Genomic DNA, 18142 nt, shown 5'->3' with positions numbered 1-18142 from the left:
ATTCTCCTGCATCAAAGGGCACCTATTATCTACTCTTGTCAACCCGGCAGAAATTACCCGCCGATAGGCATTTTGTCCTTTTCAGTGACGATGAATTCAGGCCGCTTTCCTTTTGAAAAGAGGGGTAACCATAGATCCATCAGCCTTCTTAAGTCCAATGCCAGTGACGATTGACAGCATGTCGAACACAAAACACAGCCAAATAAACGGCATATAGAAGAAATATTCATAAGGCGTAACACCTAATGTAGCCGTGATAAACGCTCCCGTATTTCCCCAAGGAATCAATGGGCAGACAACGGTGCCGCCATCCTCCATCATTCTGGAAAGATTCAGTCTGGAATACCCCATTTCATCCATAGCGTCCGCCGCCAATTCGCCTGTAACAGGCATCGTGACAAAATAGGAAGTTGTTGCCACAAGCAGGACCGGTTGCATAATGAGTGCCAATACCATAAACTGCTTAGGCGTCTTCGCAACCTTTTTGACCGCCTCAAATATGGCATTTACGCTGCCCGACGCTCTCATTGGCGCTGCAAAAATTGCCGCAGACAATATTAGGCCAATGGTATCCAGCATGCTCACAATGCCGCCCCGGTTTACCAGTGTGTTGACGATAGGAACGCCAGTCTCAATGGAAACGCCTTTACTCATCGCGTTAAGCATTTCTACCGGATCCGCACCCTGCGTCACAATACCGATAATAAAAGCGACAACAATTCCCGCTCCAAACGTAGGAATCGCGGGTTTTTTCATCAGGACCAACACCAGTACTACAATCGGAGGCAGCAGGGTTAAGAGACTTAAATTAAAGGAGGCGTCAAGCCCGGCGAGAATCTCATTATATTCCACACCAGATATCGTTCCACCCTTAAACTTGAAACCCAACACGAAAAACAGTACTAACGAAACGGACATCGCCGGAACAGTCGAATAGAACATATGCTTGACATGATCCAACAAATTCACTCTCGCGCACGAGGCCGCCAACACTGTGGAGTCAGACAGAGGAGACATTTTGTCGCCAAAAAACGATCCAACCACAATGGCGCCGGCAGTCATCTCTATAGGAATTCCCAGCCCCATGGCCACACCCAAAAGTGCTACGCCCAGAGTGGAAACAGTTCCCCAGGAAGTGCCCGTGCAAACTGACATCACGGAGCACAAAATACACGATAAGAACAAAAACTGCCCCGGAGCCAGCAGCTTCATTCCATAATAAGTCATGGTTGGAATTGTTCCGGACAAAATCCATGAAGCAACCATCATACCAATTACAATGAGCAAAACAATGGGCATTGCCGTCGATTTGATTCCCTCGGCAAATTTGCTCTCAACATCCTCCCACTTGAAGCCCCAAATCATGCAAATGATTCCACCGATTGCACCGGAAATCATCAAGGTAGTTTTCGTATCTACATTAAATACAATTTTGCAAACAACGATTACCAGCACTGCCGCAAACAAAAGGAGTAGTCCCTGTTTTGCAGTTACCTGCTCTCCCGCTTCTTTTTTGTTCATTTTGAATCCTCCTCCGTTTTTTTGAATCCGCACACTTCATTTGCGGTCGCTCGCAGTATCACCGATTTTTTGATATCTTTTTTAGAAATCAAAAAGCCTCATCACACAACACCGCAAATTTCGTACATCTGTCTACTACATTTCCCATCTCCCCTCCACGAGCATATTTTGAATCTTGCCGCACATGGTTTTTCAAACCGACATCTCGGTGGCCGCCTTTTTTCTGCCCACATTATTCTTTTGAAAAAACGAACTCTCCATTTACCATTGTCCTCAGTACAGCGACATCTTGGATCTTCTGCGCGGCAATTTGAAAAATGTCATCAGAGAGTACCACCAGATCCGCATATTTACCCACTTCAATCGTTCCTCTCTTGTTTTCCTCAAAAGTCAAATACGCGGCCTTTGACGTAAACAATGCCACAGCATCTTTTATATCAAGGCACTCCTGTGGACAGTGACATTCATGATTCTCCGAATGTATCCGCTGTCTCGTAACTGCGCAGAAAATATTCTCCAAAACGTTAAACGACTCAACCGGTGCGTCTGAGCCGCCGCCCGTGTGAATCCCCATGTCCTGCATGGTTTTCCACATATATGTATGCCGCGCACGCTCTTCGCCTAGACGGTCCGTGAGCATATCCAGATCCGAAGACAGAAAAACCGGCTGAATATACGCAATAATATCCGCGTCTCTTACTTTTTTCAGCAGATCATCATCTGTTATCTGAAAATGAACAATACCGTGGCGATGATCGTTTCTCGGGTTTTCCTTCAATGCCGCAATATACGCATCCGCCACTACATCCGCCGCCTTATCTCCGATTGCATGTACGGCAACCTGATACCCATTGTCGTGGGCAATTCTAACCATCTTATTCAGTTTTTCGCTGGAATGAGTCTGTGTACCCGTTTCCTTCGGACAATCCGCATAGGGTTCTTTCAGCAAAGCGGTTCGGCCGCCCAGAGAACCATCCAGCATGATTTTTATTACGTTCATCCTTAAAAAATCAGATGCAATGCGGTTTTTCCTATTAAACGCAATAAAGTCTTCCAAATCATTTACTTCCACGAACCCGCACTGTTCGCTAACCCGTACTTTCAACTCTCCCTCTTTTGCCATTTCTTGATAGCTTTCATAGATTACCTTCAGATTATCGCCCGGCAGGGAAATGAAATCATCCGTCCCTACCGCCGTAATTCCCTGGGACAACAGAGCTCTCTGCGCCATATCGATCAAATTCTTCATAATCGGCTTGGGAATCGGTGGCATAATTTTGTAGCAATACTTCACCGCGCTCTCTCTCAGGGCACCAGAATCCCAATCAATATTGTGCGCGTAGGCTTCTACCTCCGCCGAGGCTCTCAGCAACTCCAAGGCGGGTGAATTGAGCACCGCGATATGTCCGCATACTCTTACGATACAAATGGGAACACTGTTTGAAATTTCATCAAGATCATCTCTGGTAATCATTCTCCCCTCTTCAAAGAGTTCCTGATTCCAGCCTCGCCCAAAGGCCCATCTTTCCCGGGAAAATTCACCGGATTTTAGGTATTCCTTTCCCATCTCAATCACACATTTGATGGATGTGACGCCAAAAAGCCGAAGTATCGTTTGCAAATATGCGGAATTAATCATATGCATATGTGTATCTGTAAAAGCTGGCAGCACCGGTCTTCCTGCCATATCTATGACAGTCTTCGCGCAAGGCGGTGAATTCTCATCGGCCTGTCCCGTATAAACAATACGACCGCCGTGGATTCCGATCATCGTGTAACAGGTGTTTTTCTCATCCATCGCATACGCTTTGCAATTTTTCAGCAGCATATCAATGTGTGTCGTATTCATCCCAATTTCCACCCTTCGCTTTTATTCTATCAGTCTCTCCAAAGAGTACTTCTATGTGCCACCATACTTTTACGGTTATTACAGCCCTTTCACATCCAAATATTTCTAAATAATATCCAAAAAAATTAGCAGATAGACAGGTCTATATAGGTAAAAACATATTAAGGCGTGCCTAAAAAGCAGCTTATATTGTGCATTATTGATGAATTCATATTACTTATTGATTACCCCTTTGTCAAATATCATTTTACTTGATTTATATAAATTTTTCCTATATTATAAAAATATGAACTCATTTTATAGGGAGGTTGCACGATGAAGCTTCAGCAGCTGCGTTATTTTGAGGCGGCCTGCCGTCTGCACAGTATCTCTCGGGCCGCAGAATCTTTGCATGTGTCTCAGCCATCGGTTTCTATAGCAATCAGAGAACTTGAATGCGAATTTGGCGTACCCTTAACCGCCCGTCAATACCAAGGCTTCTCGCTGACAAAGGAGGGAGTTTTTTTTAAGGAAATGGCAGAAAGCCTGCTGCGTCACGCCGACAATGTTCAAGAGAAGATGCAGTCTCTGGGACACTCCCGGCGACCAGTTCACCTCGGTGTTCCACCAATGATCGGAACCTTGCTTCTGTCTCCGCTCTATCAAGCAATCGCGCATGAGTGTCCCGATCTACTTTTGGTCACGGAGGAATATGGCTCTAAAATCCTAATACAGGATTTACGAAGAAACATGTTGGATCTAGCGTTTGTCACTCATGAATCGGAACTGCCACCGGAGTTCTCGGTTACACCTCTTGCAAACATAGAAATTGTTTGGTGCGCCACACAATCCCATCCTCTTGCCGGTCTCACAGAGATATCTACAGAAAATCTGAAAGACGAACCGCTTGTGTTTTTTCATAAAAATTTTACAACACAGGAAAGTGTTGTACGCCAATTCAAAAACGCTGGAATAACTCCTCGTATTCTGCACACTACAGAACAGCTATCCACCGTACAAAGCCTGATCCGAAGCGGAATCGCCTCAGGTTTTTTGATGCGCCCCCTGGCGGAAATGATGTCCAATGTTGCCGCTATACCGCTTCGCCCATCCATTTCTCTGTGTGTCAGTCTGATCTGGAAACGCAGCCAAAAGCCTTTTCGAGATATGACTCAGCTCATAAAACTGTGTCAGGGCTGTTATCAGATGGAGCAGCGCACTGCAAAGATTTCTTTTGGGAGCATTTTCTAATGTTCTTTTGCTTGAGAAAGCGGATGGCGGGATATTTTTAGGGAAGCACTGATTCAATCAGCGCTTCCCTAACCCCCCAAAGTGTAACGCAATATAAAAAACTATTTAAATATAATCCGGGGCTTGAACAGGAAGGGTACTGTCCGCGCAGTACCTTTCCTGTTTTCATCGAATCCATTCTGATTATCTATGGAGTTTAACTATTCAACATATCCATGTTTGCAGCCCTCATTTTTATATTATAGTTATAATCTATGTTACTCAATAAAAATTATATTTGACGCAGCCACGATTATCCTTTAATGTTAAAACATATGAGTGGAGGATAATATCCCATGGAACTGGTTTTCAAAATCGGAACACGAATGCAGCCTCTGAAAATTCCGGACTCCTCTTTTTTGACTGCCCTGGAACCCAATAAGATTACCAACACGCTTACCGGCGAAGCAGCTGTACAGGACGCATTGAGACATCCAATCGGAACTCCTTCCCTGCGGAATATTCTCCATTCCGGCGAAACCGTTGCCATTGTAACCAGTGATATTACCCGCCCCATGCCCACTTGGGCAGTAATGCCTGTCTTGTTGGATGAACTCTATGCCGCCGGCATCCGGCGGCAGGATATCACCTTGGTTTTTGCCCTGGGCAGTCACCGAAACCATTCAGACGAAGAAAAGCGCCGCCTTGCAGGCGAACGTGCTTGGTCAGAAATCTCCTGTGTTGACTCAAATATCAACGACTGCGTCCACATCGGCATTACCAATCGCGGCACTCCGGTTGATATTGACCGCCGCGTGGCAAACGCAGATCGGCGCATTTGTCTCGGTAATATTGAGTACCACTATTTTGCCGGCTACTCTGGCGGCGCCAAAGCAATTATGCCCGGTGTATCTTCCCGCGCGGCGATCCAGGCAAATCACAGCCAGATGGTCGATCCCGCCGCTTGTGCCGGAAGAACCGTGGGGAATCCTGTACGGGAGGATATCGAGGAAGCTGCCACTATGGTGGGCGTGGATTTCATATTGAATGTAATTCTGGATGCCCACAAACAGATCATCAAAGCGGTGGCCGGCGATGCAATCGCGGCACATCGGGCGGGCTGCGCATTCTTGGACACACTGTATCGGATAGAAATTCCACAGCAGGCAGATATTGTGATTGCCTCCCAGGGCGGCGCTCCCAAGGATTTGAATTTGTACCAAACCCAGAAAGCTTTGGACAACGCCAAGTACGCAGTGAAGCCCGGCGGTGTTATCATTCTCATTGGGTCCTGTAAAGAAGGCCTCGGCGAACCGACCTTCGAGGAGTGGATAACCACAGCCCCCCACCCACAAGCGCTGATTGAACGTATTCAAAATGATTTTCGGTTAGGGGGACATAAAGCTGCCGCCATCGCTATGGTGTTGAAACGCGCGGACATTTATCTGGTATCTGATTTGGAGGACGCCCTTGTAGAGAAGCTGTTTATGCGGCCCTACCATACGGTTCAGGACGCATTTGATGCCGCCATGCGTCAACACGGACACAACGCCACCATTTTAGCCATGCCTTACGGCGGTTCCACACTACCGTGGATAAAACAGAACTGAAATTTCTCAAATACTGTTGTAAAAGAGAATATACTATGGATTACACAAAAGAATTCCTTCGTCTGCACTACCAGTGGAAGGGGAAGCTGGAATTGTTGTTCCGTGTCGCTGTAGATTCCAGAGATACACTGTTTCTGGCCTACACGCCTGGTGTCGCGGCCCCCCTGTCTTGGGATTCAGAAAGACGTAAATAAGAGTTATGATCTGACCCGCCGTTGGAACACAGCGGCGGTGGTTACTGATGGCTCCGCTGTGCTGGGACCAGATGATGTCGGCCCTGAGGCTGGTATGCCGGTCATGGAGGGCAAATGCGTTCTTTTCAAAGCTTTTGGTGATGTGGACGCTGTCCCGCTCTGTATCGGAAGCAAGGATGTGGACGGCATTGTCAAAGCAATGAGCGAGGTTTGGAAACCCTTTTGGGCTCCAAACCTCGCTCATTTTTATGGTCGCATTTTGCAACAGACCCATTTATTCCGTATAATATCTCTGATTCCTGCTCTTAGGCTTTTCCGGCATAGTCATGGCCAGCTGGCCGGATTCCAGCAGAAGTTTGACATAGTGCTGCATCACATAGAATACCGTTTTAACCCCCAGGTAATCGGCAATCTCTTTTCTGGTGCGGGGCGTTTTGCAGAAGGCCAGCAAGTCCGGGGCTTTCTCCCCTTCCTTCCTCTGCTCTGTCACCTCAGCTTTGCCGGTTCCGTTGTAGAAGGTCACCACAAATTCGTTGCGGCGGTTCTCAAATCTGGGCTCCGGCAGGCCGTACTCCGCCAGAGAGCGGCGGATAGTGGGGATGCCGGAGTAGCGGTTTTCCGCCCCGGTGAGCACCTCTGTCATAACCGCCAGGGCGGGGTTTCTCAGGTCTGGCCGGGCCACCCCCAGCTGCTCCACCGTCATCCGCCCATAGAGGCTGCCCGGGCTGTGGATCTCCAGGCGGTCGGTAAAGAAGTCGATCTGGATGGGGGTCCCCTCAGTATAGATGCTGTAGTCCCGATGGATCAGGGCATTGAGCACCGCCTCGCGGATGGCATCCATGGGATATTCCGTCCGGTCGGTGCGCTTGCCTGTCTCCTTGTCAATGATGGTGCGCACCTTCATATTCCGCTGGCAAAAGGCCAGGGCTTCCTCCGCCATGGCCGGAATGGTACCCTCGATCCGCTTGTTGTTCACAAACCGGGCCGAATCCTCCGCCGTGTCCCCAATTTGGGTGCCGGGCACCACAATGGCGGTGATTCCCAGCTGGGGGAAGTAACCCTGGGGGTACAAGGCAAAGTTGAGTACCGCCGCCAGGGTGGGTACTCCGTTCCGGGTGATATTGAGCATTTCATAGGCCTGTTCCTGGGTGAGCTGGGCAAATCCCGGGCGCTCCATCCGCCGCTGGAGCAGATAGGACTTCAGCTTGTCCCCGTCCATCATACTCAATGTCGCCCGCTCCACGGGCCGCTCGTCATCATGCTGATGCCTGCGGAAGGCTTCGTAGCTATACAGTTCATAGTCGGTCATAGGCAGGTCCGCATCTCTCACCCGGAGGAAGGAGCCTTTGATACGGCCCGCTCCCTGGTAGTAGCAGGGGCGCTCCGACAGGTCCAGGCCAGGAATCTCCGCCGCACAGACCCAGACCCCTTCCTGCCATTCCGCTAAGGTAAAGACCGCCCGCACCTTGGGCTCCATCTGATTACATTGCTCGGTAACTTTCTTCTGCAGGTCCTGGGGATCGTACACCCCCACCACCTGATAGCCGGCACTCTCATCCACCCCAAAGAGCAGAATGCCGCCGCTGTCCTGGTTGGAAAAGCTGGACAAAGTATCATAGAGGCGTTTGGGGCAATCCACATGAGCACTTTTCAGCTCCAAGGTTTGTGTTTCGGCCTTTTGTTTGCAAACACTTTTCGTTAGTTCCAGCAGTTCATTTGCTAACATTTTGCTCACCGCCTTAAAATAAGCAAAGCATTACAGTTTGATACGCTAATATTAGCGTATTTACTTTGCGAATTCAATCATATTTTGCAAAAAAGAAATATAATATTTGCTTATTGTAAGCAGATCCCTGATACGCATTTTCCAGCGTATCAGGGATCTGTCTTTTATCCGATACTGACAGTTATCGTCTTGTCGTGCCACTTCTTCGCAAAAAACCGCATCCCAATGGATTGACAGTAGGCTTTCGCCTCTTGTGCGGTAATGGAAAAGGAGAGGATTTCCTGGGGCTGCAATATGTATCGCTCCAGTTCCGTATCCTCCAGACACTCCACCTCATTGCTTTTTGCCCTGTGATACAAGGCAAATGCGATCTCGCTGGGTTTCAGGCGGCGCTGTACGGAGCTTGTTTGGCTGGAAAGATCCAGTGTCCAATTAAAGGTGTTATCATCTATCAGAAGTACCTGAAGAATGAATTGCTCCACCAATGCCTCCGGAACCACAGGAGCAGAGAGGTCAACCCACTGTTCCAGCGTGGCCCGTATCCGCTCCAGATCCAGAGCTGGATTGGCAGGCTGCTTCTGCATGGCATCCAGATCCTGAAGCTGCTCCCGAAGGCGCATTTCGGCTTCCTCCACCTTCTGGGTGTCCCGCAAAAATTCCTCTCTTGAGATATCCCCCAAAGCCCGCATGTCCCTCAGGCCCTCCCGTTTCTGTTCCAAACGGTTCAACTGTGACTGCAAGCCATCTCTGACCTGACTGGATTGTTTTTCCTCCTGTGCCATACAGTTCTGAATCATTTCACAGGCCAGGAGCACAGCTTCCTTCCGGTCCTTCCACACGGTCTGAAAGACCAGCTTTGCCATCAGATCAATCTGCCAGGCCGGAATACTCTTGCTTTGGCATACCCCAGAGGCATCCAGTCCGTTGCTCTCCAAATAGTGCGCACTGACGGTACGCTTCTGGCGATAGCACTCATATCCATAGGTCTTTGTCCCATCTGCGTTTTTATGCCACAGGAACCTGCGGAAAGAGGAACCGCAGCTGCATCTCAGTTTGGACGTCCATACAGACTGCGGCTCCTTCCTTCCGAATTTACGAGCTTTTCCGTCCGGGCCGCGCTGCTTCATGCTCTTTTTTTCTCGCAGCTGAGCGCATTGATTCCACAGTTCTTCTGGAACAATGGGCTCAAAGTCTCCTTTGCGATATTGTATCTCTTCTTCCCGATGGTTGATCCTCTTCTGAGTAAGGAAGCCGTCACTGTGGGATTTATTGTAGCCGATGTAACCCTTATAGGTAGCGTTGCGCAGAATCCGTCCAATGCGCTCCGCCTTCCAGGAGACCTGGCCATGGGCATTCTTGCAGCCCAAACGGGTCAGCTCGGCGCAGATCCGCTGATAGCCCATACCATGGGCGTACAGATCAAAGATTTTACGGACCACATAGGCTTGCTCCGGATGGATCACATAGGAGTTTCCCACCCGCTCGTAACCCAGAATATTGCCGGTACCATACAGCACACCCTTTTCCCGGCTGATCTGCTGTCCGGCCCGCACCCGCTCGGAGATCTTGCGGCTCTCCTCCTGGGCCAGGGTGGCCATGATGGTCAAACGCAGTTCCCCGTCTCCATCCATGGTCCAGATGTTGTCCTGGATAAAGTAGACCTCTATCCCCAGGTCTTTGAGCTCCCGGGTGACCGTCAGGGTGTCTACCGTATTTCGGGCAAACCGGCAGACCTCCCGTGTTACCACCAGGTCAAACTTACCCGCCTTGGCGTCTCTGCGCATTTGCATAAAGGCAGGCCGCTTTCGGGCGGCAGTGCCGGTAATGCCCTCGTCGTAATAGCGCGCCACCACAGACCAGTCCGGATGACGCTGAACCTCTGCCTCATACCAGGCCTGCTGGTTTTCAAATGCGGAAAGCTGCGCTTCGTGTTCTGTGGAGACACGTCCATAGATCGCTACGCGCCTTATGCGACTGCTGCCGCCCATTGTGTCACCTCCTTCCCTGGCCTATTCTGCGCTCAGGCGTACTTTTTCAGGATGTTTTCATAGGTGGGTCCGTTTAGGAGCCCCCTGGCATAGAGTGCGGCAACCAGCTTGATTGCCAGGTCTTTGGTCGTGATATCTCGACTTGACATACACATTTCCCTCCTGCTTTTACTGGTTCATCAACTTGCGGATGGTAATCATCTGATTCAGCTTGCAGTGCTCGGGGATAGGGCACCCAATAGGAGCCACTTCCGTAATGTGATCCAGCAGATACTCTTCCGCCTCATCAAAATCAAAAAATTTCTTGGTATAGACATGTCCGCGCAGATACCGCTTACATACGAGCGCATTTTCGTAGTCATCCGTGACAATACCCCCGTTATTGCCCACTGCCGCATAGTAGATCTTTTTCATTTTGTCTCCGTCTCCTTTCCTTGATCCGGGATCAGCCCAGCAGGGCCACTCCTACATAGCCATTCAGGTTCCTTCCGTCCCGCCGGACCCGCTTGGGCTCAGCGCGGCCGGCACAGAATGCATTAAACTGCTTAGAAAACGTGGATGTGTCCATAATGGGCGGTACGTTGCAGGATGCCCGAAAGGCGTTATATGCCTCCTGAAGATCCGCCGTAAAGACAAAGCCATCCGGCCGGAATTTGCAGCATTCGCGGACAAACCGCTCCATAAGTTCGTTTTCCGCCACATATCCGTTCATATCGCAAATACCTTGTACAACAGGAAAGCGGTAATTTCGTCTCCTCAGCTCCAGGTAGGCATCCAGGGCCTTCACCGCAATGGCGCTCCGTTCCGCCAGGAGCTTGTCCAGCAAATGTTTGTCCTGCTGCTCTTTGGGCACAGCATACCGGAAGGGGATGGTGATTAACCTGGCCCGGAAAGCGGGGTCATTATCTCCTGGCATCAAGGGGAAATTGCTGCCGAACAGCAGCTTACAGGTTGGCTTATAGGACTCTGACTGCCGGAACTTCTCCTCAATAGTGATGGTATCGTCTCCTGTCAGCATCTTGATGGTGCCGATAGCCTCCCGGCTGATTTTTGCTCTGGGCAGATCCATGCAGATGTTCAGGCGCTTTCCCCGCAGAGCACTGGTGGAAAACCGGTCCTTGAAGCGGTAGATATCCAGATGTGCAAGGGCCTCCGGATTGAAAAAGCTGCTCACCAGATTTCCAAAAACGCTCTTGCCGCTGTCCCCTACACCCTGCAAGACAAAGAATGCTTTTGCTGACATATCAAAGCTCAGTATGTAGCCAAGCACCTCCCAGATCAGTTGTTGGACAGCAGTATCTCCCCCTGAAACGCTGGCAATAAACCGCTCAAAATATGGACATATTTCCAATTCCGGTCTATACTCAAAGGGAAGATAGGATGTAAAAAAGTCATAGGGCGCCATGGGCGTAAAGGCGTGATTTTGCAAATTATAGACCCCATTCAGGAAAAACACCCTGTCCGGCCCTTCCGTTGTTTGGCTGGCGCAGATTCTCGGATTTTTCTTCAGCAAGTCCATGACATTGGTGATGATCCGCGGGTTTTTCCCGGCTGCCAGAAACGGTTCCAAGTATATAAACAGGCGTTTTTGCAGTTCCATATCGTCTACAGGACGAAATACGGCCCCCTCGCGCCAATAAATACACCCCTCGTAGTTGACCACCTGCGCCTGCTCCAACACCGAGGACATCAAATCGTAGATGCTGACCTCACCGTTTTCCTTTTTGGGGTGGAAGAAATTTTGAATGGATTGGACAAGGGGTCCCAACGAGAAGCCACCGACATACGAAGTGGATGCAGGCGTGGATTGTTGTGTGTTGTCTTTGGTCATGTCTCTCTTGATCTGGTCATTCATGTTTTGAAAATACTGGTCTAAGATGCCTCTCTCATGCTCAGGGCAGTTATTCAAAAGTGTGATAGGATTTCTTTGGGAAGCACTGTTCTGCTGCTCCTCATATGCCCGATGAATGATAGCTTCTGCCTTCCTTTTTAACTGTTCATCTTCCATGAAATAGTTAATGACATCATAAAAATCATATTGGTTATCTGCCATAACAAATCTCCTTTGCTTAAATCTTTATCTTATGGCGTTACCCGGGCCATGAAAGCGTTTGCAAACACACTCCTCTCGGCAGGTGATGCCTGCCTTAGCGAAGTGGCTGCATCATAGCACGTCCGGCATGGTCTGCATATTGACAATTTGCAAGATTCCATTTGCAAACACGAATACTTGATTGACCACACTTGATTAGTTTACGAAACAAAATATTTGCTTAGAAAGGAGTTTTATCATGGACAATTATAAAGATGAGAAGGCACTGGACTCTGAATTACTAAAGTCAATCAGCAAGTCAGATGAATTTGTAAAAAAAGCCGAACAGCAAGGTATATTTCAGTCTGAACTCCTGATAGATGTCAATAATATAACTTTCAGAGACGCTTACCGAAAGGGTGAATATCACTACATATTTTCTGAGGATATCGTTAACAGTCACGCAAAACGTCTGAAAGAATTATGTAAAGACACAAAGCAATCAGAGTTAGCTAAAATATGTAATATTAGTGACCAGGCAATGTCAAATATAGTAAATGGAAAAACCAAGGCAGTAAACATTGAGTATTGTAATGCGATCGCTACATATTTTGGATGTAGCGCCTTTTACATACTTGGACTAACAGACAATCCAACTGGAATTGTGACAGATACGGAACAATTTAATATTCCAATCACACTTTTTGATTCTCTTCCGACAATTGATATTACACGGGCAAGCATGTGGGCCAAGACTGACCCCAAACTTTTTGAGCTTATAGATAAACTGTTTCATGCAAACCCTGATGTACGTCAGTCTGTTTATACACTCTTAAAGCACGCTCTTAAATAATTCAAACGATTTGTGCAAGTTTTTTTAGCTTCTTACTTTATTAGACAAACTTGATAAATTCAATCGTTCATAATTCACTTTTGTTCCGCGTTCCGAATAAATCTGTATTCCAAAAATAGAATGGGCTGGCGCTGCCGCCCATTCTATTTTTTATTTCCCCTTTTGGCCTACAGATTTATTCGGCCCGCTTCACATTGGACAGACAATCACATAAGCTTCCCTCCATCATATAACCCCGATGTCCTGGAACCCGGAACGCAGTACACGGAACAAAGAACGTGGAACAGCCTACTTAACATGATATATAATTTATGATCCCATCCCCTTGCGCGCCCGATAGAGGGTGGCCTTCTTGATCCCGGTCAGTTCCTCGATCTCTGCCACCGTATGCTGCCCCGCCTCGTAGAGCTTCAGTGCCTGCCGGAGCTTATGGGGATCACAACGAGGGCGGCCGCCCTTCCTGCCTCTGGCCCGGGCGGCCTTCAGCCCCTCCTTAGTCCGCTCGGCAATTACATCCCGTTCAAACTGGGCCAGGGCTGACATCAGGGTAAAGAGCAGCTTTCCGGTAGGCGTGCTGGTGTCGATCTGTTCCTTCAAACTCACCAGCTGCACACCCTTTTCCTTCAGCAGCTCCACCAGTTCGATCAAATCTTTGGTGCTTCTACCCAGCCTGGACAGGGATTCCACCACCACAGTGTCTCCCTGGGCCACATGGGCCAGCAGCCTGTTCAGCTCCGGCCTGTCCCGCTTGGTTCCGGTCATCTTTTCCTGAAACGTTATCTCCACGCCATACTGCCGGAGCAGGTCTAGCTGCCGCTCCAGATTTTGGTCGGCAGTGGATACTCTGGCATAGCCGATTTTCTGATGGTTCATCACAGCCACTCCTGTCTCAAAAAGGGTTGGAAAACGCCACATAGATTTTAAAACGGCTTTTGGAACCAAAACAGAGACCGGAACGGGCTTCTGCGCCCAGCTCCGGCCCCTGTTCCAAAAACCTTCGTTTTTTCCACTTACAGCGGCAGGCAGAGGATCTCTTCGCCCAGATTCAGAAAGAGCTCCGGGTGGAGAAATCTCTGCTGGTACCGCTCCATCTGTTCCGCTGTCAGGCTGATAAAATCCTCGCTGTCCGGAGGAGCGCCGCAGAGGAAAAAGGTACCGCACACCACATCGTACAGGTTGCCCTCCGTGTCTCTCAGGGCCCGATTGGCAGGCAGGCCCATCAGCTTGCCCTCGTTGTTGCAGACCAAAGCCACCGATTCCTCAAAGGGGTACAGTACCTGTATGGTTCCACCCACTACCTTTTGCATGGACGACAATTTTCGCCTGATCTCACTTTGCCGTGGAGCTTTCCTAGGCTCCACAATCAATACCCGCATACCGTTTCACCTCTCAAAGATAGTCATAGCAATACAGAGCGTCCTCGATCTCATCGGTAGACCAACCCTCCAGCAGGAGCTGGTCGATCTGTTCCGCCGTATAGCCAAAAGAGGCCGCCACACTTTTCAGCTGCTCCAGATAGCGCGGTTCAGGCAGGCGGGTTGAAACCTGCCGCCAGCTTCTGTAATGGGGGTACAGAGTCCACCCCATCTCAAAATGATCTAGCTGAATTTCTCCCCTCCGGTTGATGCTCAGAATGTCACCACTATCAATCGATACTTTCTCCGCCTGTTCCCACCGCAGCCAGGTGCAAGCCACCGCTTCTCTCAGGATCGTCTCTGTGGAGGCATAGAGATAGAGTCCCAGCCGTGGGAAATGGAGCAGGCAGAATGGATTATCCCCCTTAATCACATACAAATCGTCCTGTTCATCCAACACTGTAAATACAAAAGAGCCCTCCACCGTTTCCGCCATCTGTCTGAGGCTGACCGGTGTGAGGGCTTTTTGCTGCTCAATGAGCTGCACTGCCACATAGCTGTCAGTCTCGATCCGGGTATGAGGGAGGCCGTGGCTTCTGCGCAGCGACAGATCATTGTAGAGGACGCCGTTATGGGCCAGGGCAAATCTGTTCCCCGGTACCTGTCCGGCAAAGGGATGGTTGTTGCGGTTGTGTGCGGCATTGCCCTGCGTGGTCAGGCGTGTGTGGCCCATCACCACCTGAGCATCATCCGGAATACGGAACTGAAGCCGGTGGGCAGGGCCGGGGCGCTTATAGATGCGCAGGCGGCCGGTGGAGTTGTAGGCGATGCCCGCGGCGTCGGTTCCCCTGGCCTCGCTCTCCGTGGCCAGGCAGGAGATTAACCTGGACTTCTGGCGGCCGGTCAGAGTATGGCGGCAGTCCATAAGGCCAAACAGACAGCACATCAGGCCTCCACCTCGCTCTCCACCGGCTCGTTCACATAAAGCCGCCGCTCCTTCAGGTACTGTACCAGTTCCGGATATTGATCCGTCTGGATACCGGAAACAAAAGTAGTCCAGGCCAGGGATTTCATCTCGTCATCGGATAAAAAAATCGCCGCATCGCAGATGCAGTTCAGCATCTCCAATGTGGCGAAAATCGTATTGGCTTTCAGCGTCCCACGGAACATCCGGAACTCTACGGTATCCGGATTTTGCAGATTGACACAGGTATAGCGGCCTCCATGGTAGCCCTTCTTGGCGTAGTCCAGGATCTCCATGGGCTGCTCCTTGTAGCCGTAGCGGGCCGCCCACCGCTCCAGTTGTCGGGGCGTCCGACGGGAAAACTTCAGCAGCTCCTCCCAGTGCTTTTCAAAGAAATAAAGTACTCTGGCGATGGCCAGATCCTGTTCCCAGCTCTCAGCACCAAAGGCATTCCGGCTCACATGAACATGCAGACCGCAGGTGTTGGCCCGGTGGCTGAGGTAGCCCAGAGATACCGCCTTCCCGCACAGCTTTGCCCAGGGCACATGGTGGAGTTGGTAGTCCAGGCTGGCCGGATGTGTCACCAGCTCCAGACCGTCATCCAGAGAGCCGTCGTGCTTGATGTACAAATACTCGCCCTCCTGGTTGCCCACTTCCAGAAGCGAGCGGGCGTGCTTTTTGAGTTCGCCCGCTCCGTCGATCTCCAGTTCCACACCGAAGAAGCGAGGGCCTGTCCCATAGAAAACAGGTTTGGGTTTGTAATAGTAGTCGTGAATAGGAGAGGCGTCGGACAGGGTGTGGAAGCAGTCTGAGCAGTACGGGGATTCGTCATAGTCGTCGTCCTCGGCGTAGTAAGCCTGGGATTCGTGGAGCAGCGTTCCACACCGGCAGCAGTTGGTGTAGTGATCATCGTAGCATCTCTGGCAGACGGGGACCTCGCTGCTGCCCGCGTTGTCCTCCTCCCAGATCCGCTCTCCGCAGTGGCGGCAGAGGAGCGTCCGCTCGTCCAGGCAGCGCGCGCAGAGTTCCAGACCATCAAATGGGTACAGATCTTCACCAGGGTGTGACTCTCCGCACAGGCCACAGGTTCTTTCTTCTTTCATGTCAATTACCTCCATGATTTTTACCCCCGATCGCCTCGGGGTCATTCATGGGGATAATATGTAATCAAGAATCATCGAATTTGCGGCTTGGTAACTTTTTATCACCTAACATAAAGGTAAAACCAATATAAGGAGGTTTTATTCTTTATGAGCACAATAAAAGAAGAGCTGATCGCTTTGCGAAAGGGTGAGAATCATCCTGAACGCTCCGGCGAATATTGGAATAAAGAAGAACGTCAGGCCCTGACCCGCGATTTCATGAACGGAACAGGAATCTCTGATATGGCCATCAAATACCAGAGAACGGAACTGGCGGTGGTACAGGAATTAAAAAATACCGATATGTTTGAAAACCAGTCCAGACGCAGGAGAAAAAACAGAAGCCACAGTACCGATCTATGCTGCTATTGTCCCACATGCACCATGAAGGATTGCCCGAACTGCGGAAAGGAGATTTGCCATGTTGAATCAGTATGATGATCTATTAACGACAGACGAGGCCTGCGAAGCACTGAAAATCGGAAAAAACGCACTTTACTCTCTCCTGAGGTCCGGGCAGCTGAAGGCCTTTCGGAATGGCCGGGTCTGGCGGATTCCCAAGGGCTCTCTGATCGAGTTCATTTGCGGCAAATCCAATTTAAATGCAACAATACGTCCCTGGATTTAAGAATCCAGGGACGTTCATCATTTGCGTTCTGTTTTCTGGCGATCCAGTACACCGACCATATAGGCCATGGCCAGCGCCTTGCTCTTTTCATCCATCGCACTCCAGAGCTCCAGGCATTTCTTCTGTTCATCCGTAAGTTTTACCCGTTCATCCTCACCGGAAAAAAACTGAGCCAGCGTAATACCCAGGCCATCACAAATTTTCATCAGCGAAGGAATAGAGGGTATGTTTGTCTTATGCAGCATGGTGCTCAGTGTGGAATAAGGGATTCCGGACGCTTTTGCCAGCCGATAATATGTCCAGGAACGGGATTTGCAAAGTTCCTGAATACGGGCTACCACATCAAACTCCTGCATGGGGCACCTCCTGGAATGGCTGCTTTTATTCTATCCAGGAGTACGGTTTTTCGTTAGATTATATATTGCGTATTATTTAATTGAAATTATATCGTCTTTACGTTATAATCATTTTAGCATATGGCGGAAAGGAAGATGATCGTATGCCTGCAAAAAAGGAAACATTGATTAAGCGATTCGAGTCAACTGCTGAAACTTATGAGAAAAAAGGAAAGCGAGAATGGGCATATGCAAAAAATGACATGGGCGGAGAACACTACGCCAAAGCCAGAGAGGCTTTTGAGCGCGCCAAACGAAACCGCGAAAAAGCTGAAAAACTTAAGCAGGAAGATTAAGAAAGGTGGTACGCCATGAGTTTGGGGGATATTGCAAAAAAAGCTGCTCAAGTCGGTGCCTGCGCAGCGAAAAGTGTTGCTGACTCAGCGAAGCAAAAAGTAGAACGCATCAACATGTACAAAGAACGTTATGATACCTTAGACGATGCAGCCCTGATAAAAAAGTTTAAAAGTTCCAGCGGTGAACAGAGAATGGCTTGCATCATGCTTCTGCGGGAACGGGGCTACGGTGAAAATATGTCTCAAGATTAGTTTTCTCTCTAAAAAATCCCCCTGATGCAGTTCAGTTCTTGCATCAGGGGGATTTTGCAGTTCTCATTAGATTGGGCATAGTTCAAATTTTGATGGCAACCTGGAGTGGCAAAGGGTAACCCTATTTG

The 18142-nt window shown here is 49.5% G+C and carries 18 protein-coding genes and 1 pseudogene; 8 read left to right on the top strand and 11 right to left on the bottom strand.

Annotation, left to right across the window (positions count from 1 at the left end; all coding sequences use genetic code 11):
- Positions 1 to 96 precede the first annotated feature (96 nt).
- Together nhaC and ACTNB1_RS03015 are read right to left on the bottom strand one after the other, a co-directional pair.
- On the bottom strand, positions 97 to 1521 hold the full coding sequence (gene nhaC / locus ACTNB1_RS03020) for a Na+/H+ antiporter NhaC (RefSeq protein ID WP_441167805.1): 1425 nt from the start codon (positions 1519 to 1521) through the stop codon (positions 97 to 99).
- Positions 1522 to 1753: 232 nt separating this feature from the next.
- Entirely contained in the window at positions 1754 to 3370 is a 1617-nt protein-coding gene (locus tag ACTNB1_RS03015; RefSeq protein WP_441167804.1) for an amidohydrolase, read from the bottom strand.
- A 315-nt stretch (positions 3371 to 3685) separates the two neighbouring features.
- On the opposite strand from ACTNB1_RS03015, the gene ACTNB1_RS03010 reads away from it, so the two are divergent.
- The 3 genes and pseudogenes from ACTNB1_RS03010 to ACTNB1_RS03000 form a co-directional block, all read left to right on the top strand.
- Positions 3686 to 4600: a LysR family transcriptional regulator gene (locus ACTNB1_RS03010; protein WP_441167803.1), complete on the top strand. Its 915-nt coding sequence runs from the start codon at positions 3686 to 3688 to the stop codon at positions 4598 to 4600.
- A gap of 335 nt (positions 4601 to 4935) precedes the next feature.
- On the top strand, positions 4936 to 6189 hold the full coding sequence (larA, locus tag ACTNB1_RS03005) for a nickel-dependent lactate racemase (RefSeq protein ID WP_441167802.1): 1254 nt from the start codon (positions 4936 to 4938) through the stop codon (positions 6187 to 6189).
- 35 nt (positions 6190 to 6224) lie between these two features.
- Positions 6225 to 6621, top strand: a pseudogene (locus ACTNB1_RS03000) (NAD-dependent malic enzyme); the annotation flags it as partial.
- A gap of 36 nt (positions 6622 to 6657) precedes the next feature.
- Here the strand turns inward: ACTNB1_RS03000 and ACTNB1_RS02995 are convergent.
- The 4 genes from ACTNB1_RS02995 to ACTNB1_RS02980 all read right to left on the bottom strand — a co-directional run bounded on the left by ACTNB1_RS02995 (position 6658) and on the right by ACTNB1_RS02980 (position 12150).
- On the bottom strand, positions 6658 to 8109 hold the full coding sequence (locus ACTNB1_RS02995) for an ATP-binding protein (protein ID WP_441167801.1): 1452 nt from the start codon (positions 8107 to 8109) through the stop codon (positions 6658 to 6660).
- A gap of 164 nt (positions 8110 to 8273) precedes the next feature.
- A complete protein-coding gene (locus ACTNB1_RS02990; protein WP_441167800.1) occupies positions 8274 to 10097 on the bottom strand; it encodes a recombinase family protein in 1824 nt (607 codons plus the stop codon).
- A gap of 168 nt (positions 10098 to 10265) precedes the next feature.
- Positions 10266 to 10511, bottom strand: a complete 246-nt coding sequence (locus ACTNB1_RS02985; protein WP_441167799.1) for a hypothetical protein — start codon at positions 10509 to 10511, stop codon at positions 10266 to 10268.
- A gap of 31 nt (positions 10512 to 10542) precedes the next feature.
- Positions 10543 to 12150: a DNA primase family protein gene (locus ACTNB1_RS02980; RefSeq protein ID WP_441167798.1), complete on the bottom strand. Its 1608-nt coding sequence runs from the start codon at positions 12148 to 12150 to the stop codon at positions 10543 to 10545.
- A gap of 238 nt (positions 12151 to 12388) precedes the next feature.
- Here ACTNB1_RS02980 and ACTNB1_RS02975 point away from each other — a divergent pair, with 238 nt between their 5' ends.
- The gene (locus ACTNB1_RS02975) at positions 12389 to 12982 is read left to right on the top strand and encodes a helix-turn-helix domain-containing protein (protein ID WP_441167797.1); all 594 of its coding nucleotides are present in this window, start codon (positions 12389 to 12391) and stop codon (positions 12980 to 12982) included.
- Positions 12983 to 13291: 309 nt separating this feature from the next.
- On the opposite strand, the gene ACTNB1_RS02970 is transcribed toward ACTNB1_RS02975, so the two are convergent.
- From ACTNB1_RS02970 to ACTNB1_RS02955, 4 genes are all read right to left on the bottom strand, one after another.
- Positions 13292 to 13855: a recombinase family protein gene (locus ACTNB1_RS02970; RefSeq protein ID WP_441167796.1), complete on the bottom strand. Its 564-nt coding sequence runs from the start codon at positions 13853 to 13855 to the stop codon at positions 13292 to 13294.
- A gap of 137 nt (positions 13856 to 13992) precedes the next feature.
- Entirely contained in the window at positions 13993 to 14358 is a 366-nt protein-coding gene (locus tag ACTNB1_RS02965; RefSeq protein WP_441167795.1) for a DUF3846 domain-containing protein, read from the bottom strand.
- 13 nt (positions 14359 to 14371) lie between these two features.
- On the bottom strand, positions 14372 to 15283 hold the full coding sequence (locus ACTNB1_RS02960; RefSeq protein WP_441167794.1) for a class II glutamine amidotransferase: 912 nt from the start codon (positions 15281 to 15283) through the stop codon (positions 14372 to 14374).
- Positions 15283 to 16404 carry an amidoligase family protein gene (locus ACTNB1_RS02955; protein ID WP_441167793.1) on the bottom strand — a complete coding sequence of 374 codons (1122 nt, stop codon included), beginning with the start codon at positions 16402 to 16404 and terminating at the stop codon, positions 15283 to 15285. Before ACTNB1_RS02955 ends, ACTNB1_RS02960 begins: the two co-directional genes overlap by 1 nt.
- A gap of 147 nt (positions 16405 to 16551) precedes the next feature.
- On the opposite strand from ACTNB1_RS02955, the gene ACTNB1_RS02950 reads away from it, so the two are divergent.
- Both ACTNB1_RS02950 and ACTNB1_RS02945 read left to right on the top strand, forming a co-directional pair.
- On the top strand, positions 16552 to 16881 hold the full coding sequence (locus ACTNB1_RS02950; protein ID WP_441167792.1) for a hypothetical protein: 330 nt from the start codon (positions 16552 to 16554) through the stop codon (positions 16879 to 16881).
- Positions 16865 to 17071 (top strand): helix-turn-helix domain-containing protein, encoded by a 207-nt coding sequence (locus ACTNB1_RS02945; protein ID WP_441167791.1) that lies wholly within the window; start codon positions 16865 to 16867, stop codon positions 17069 to 17071. Before ACTNB1_RS02950 ends, ACTNB1_RS02945 begins: the two co-directional genes overlap by 17 nt.
- 17 nt (positions 17072 to 17088) lie before the next feature.
- On the opposite strand, the gene ACTNB1_RS02940 is transcribed toward ACTNB1_RS02945, so the two are convergent.
- Complete coding sequence (locus ACTNB1_RS02940) at positions 17089 to 17427, bottom strand: helix-turn-helix domain-containing protein (RefSeq protein ID WP_441167790.1); 339 nt, start codon at positions 17425 to 17427, stop codon at positions 17089 to 17091.
- Between the two features lie 143 nt (positions 17428 to 17570).
- On the opposite strand from ACTNB1_RS02940, the gene ACTNB1_RS02935 reads away from it, so the two are divergent.
- Positions 17571 to 17762 (top strand): hypothetical protein, encoded by a 192-nt coding sequence (locus ACTNB1_RS02935; protein WP_441167789.1) that lies wholly within the window; start codon positions 17571 to 17573, stop codon positions 17760 to 17762.
- A gap of 15 nt (positions 17763 to 17777) precedes the next feature.
- Positions 17778 to 18014 carry a hypothetical protein gene (locus ACTNB1_RS02930; RefSeq protein WP_441167788.1) on the top strand — a complete coding sequence of 79 codons (237 nt, stop codon included), beginning with the start codon at positions 17778 to 17780 and terminating at the stop codon, positions 18012 to 18014.
- Positions 18015 to 18142 lie beyond the last annotated feature (128 nt).

This window comes from Flavonifractor sp. HCP28S3_F3 (assembly GCF_052065355.1).
GTDB lineage: Bacteria > Bacillota > Clostridia > Oscillospirales > Oscillospiraceae > Flavonifractor.
The sequence above is the reverse complement of the archived record's forward strand: the minus strand, read 5'-3'. Positions and strand labels throughout refer to the sequence as shown.

Excerpts from the sequence above, each read along its gene's own strand:
- nhaC (WP_441167805.1), bottom strand. The coding sequence starts at position 1,521 with ATGAACAAAAAAGAAGCGGGAGAGCAGGTAACTGCAAAACAGGGACTA.
- ACTNB1_RS03015 (WP_441167804.1), bottom strand. The coding sequence starts at position 3,370 with ATGAATACGACACACATTGATATGCTGCTGAAAAATTGCAAAGCGTAT.
- ACTNB1_RS03010 (WP_441167803.1), top strand. The coding sequence starts at position 3,686 with ATGAAGCTTCAGCAGCTGCGTTATTTTGAGGCGGCCTGCCGTCTGCAC.
- larA (WP_441167802.1), top strand. The coding sequence starts at position 4,936 with ATGGAACTGGTTTTCAAAATCGGAACACGAATGCAGCCTCTGAAAATT.
- ACTNB1_RS02995 (WP_441167801.1), bottom strand. The coding sequence starts at position 8,109 with ATGTTAGCAAATGAACTGCTGGAACTAACGAAAAGTGTTTGCAAACAA.
- ACTNB1_RS02990 (WP_441167800.1), bottom strand. The coding sequence starts at position 10,097 with ATGGGCGGCAGCAGTCGCATAAGGCGCGTAGCGATCTATGGACGTGTC.
- ACTNB1_RS02985 (WP_441167799.1), bottom strand. The coding sequence starts at position 10,511 with ATGAAAAAGATCTACTATGCGGCAGTGGGCAATAACGGGGGTATTGTC.
- ACTNB1_RS02980 (WP_441167798.1), bottom strand. The coding sequence starts at position 12,150 with ATGGCAGATAACCAATATGATTTTTATGATGTCATTAACTATTTCATG.
- ACTNB1_RS02975 (WP_441167797.1), top strand. The coding sequence starts at position 12,389 with ATGGACAATTATAAAGATGAGAAGGCACTGGACTCTGAATTACTAAAG.
- ACTNB1_RS02970 (WP_441167796.1), bottom strand. The coding sequence starts at position 13,855 with ATGAACCATCAGAAAATCGGCTATGCCAGAGTATCCACTGCCGACCAA.
- ACTNB1_RS02965 (WP_441167795.1), bottom strand. The coding sequence starts at position 14,358 with ATGCGGGTATTGATTGTGGAGCCTAGGAAAGCTCCACGGCAAAGTGAG.
- ACTNB1_RS02960 (WP_441167794.1), bottom strand. The coding sequence starts at position 15,283 with ATGTGCTGTCTGTTTGGCCTTATGGACTGCCGCCATACTCTGACCGGC.
- ACTNB1_RS02955 (WP_441167793.1), bottom strand. The coding sequence starts at position 16,404 with ATGAAAGAAGAAAGAACCTGTGGCCTGTGCGGAGAGTCACACCCTGGT.
- ACTNB1_RS02950 (WP_441167792.1), top strand. The coding sequence starts at position 16,552 with ATGAGCACAATAAAAGAAGAGCTGATCGCTTTGCGAAAGGGTGAGAAT.
- ACTNB1_RS02945 (WP_441167791.1), top strand. The coding sequence starts at position 16,865 with ATGTTGAATCAGTATGATGATCTATTAACGACAGACGAGGCCTGCGAA.
- ACTNB1_RS02940 (WP_441167790.1), bottom strand. The coding sequence starts at position 17,427 with ATGCAGGAGTTTGATGTGGTAGCCCGTATTCAGGAACTTTGCAAATCC.
- ACTNB1_RS02935 (WP_441167789.1), top strand. The coding sequence starts at position 17,571 with ATGCCTGCAAAAAAGGAAACATTGATTAAGCGATTCGAGTCAACTGCT.
- ACTNB1_RS02930 (WP_441167788.1), top strand. The coding sequence starts at position 17,778 with ATGAGTTTGGGGGATATTGCAAAAAAAGCTGCTCAAGTCGGTGCCTGC.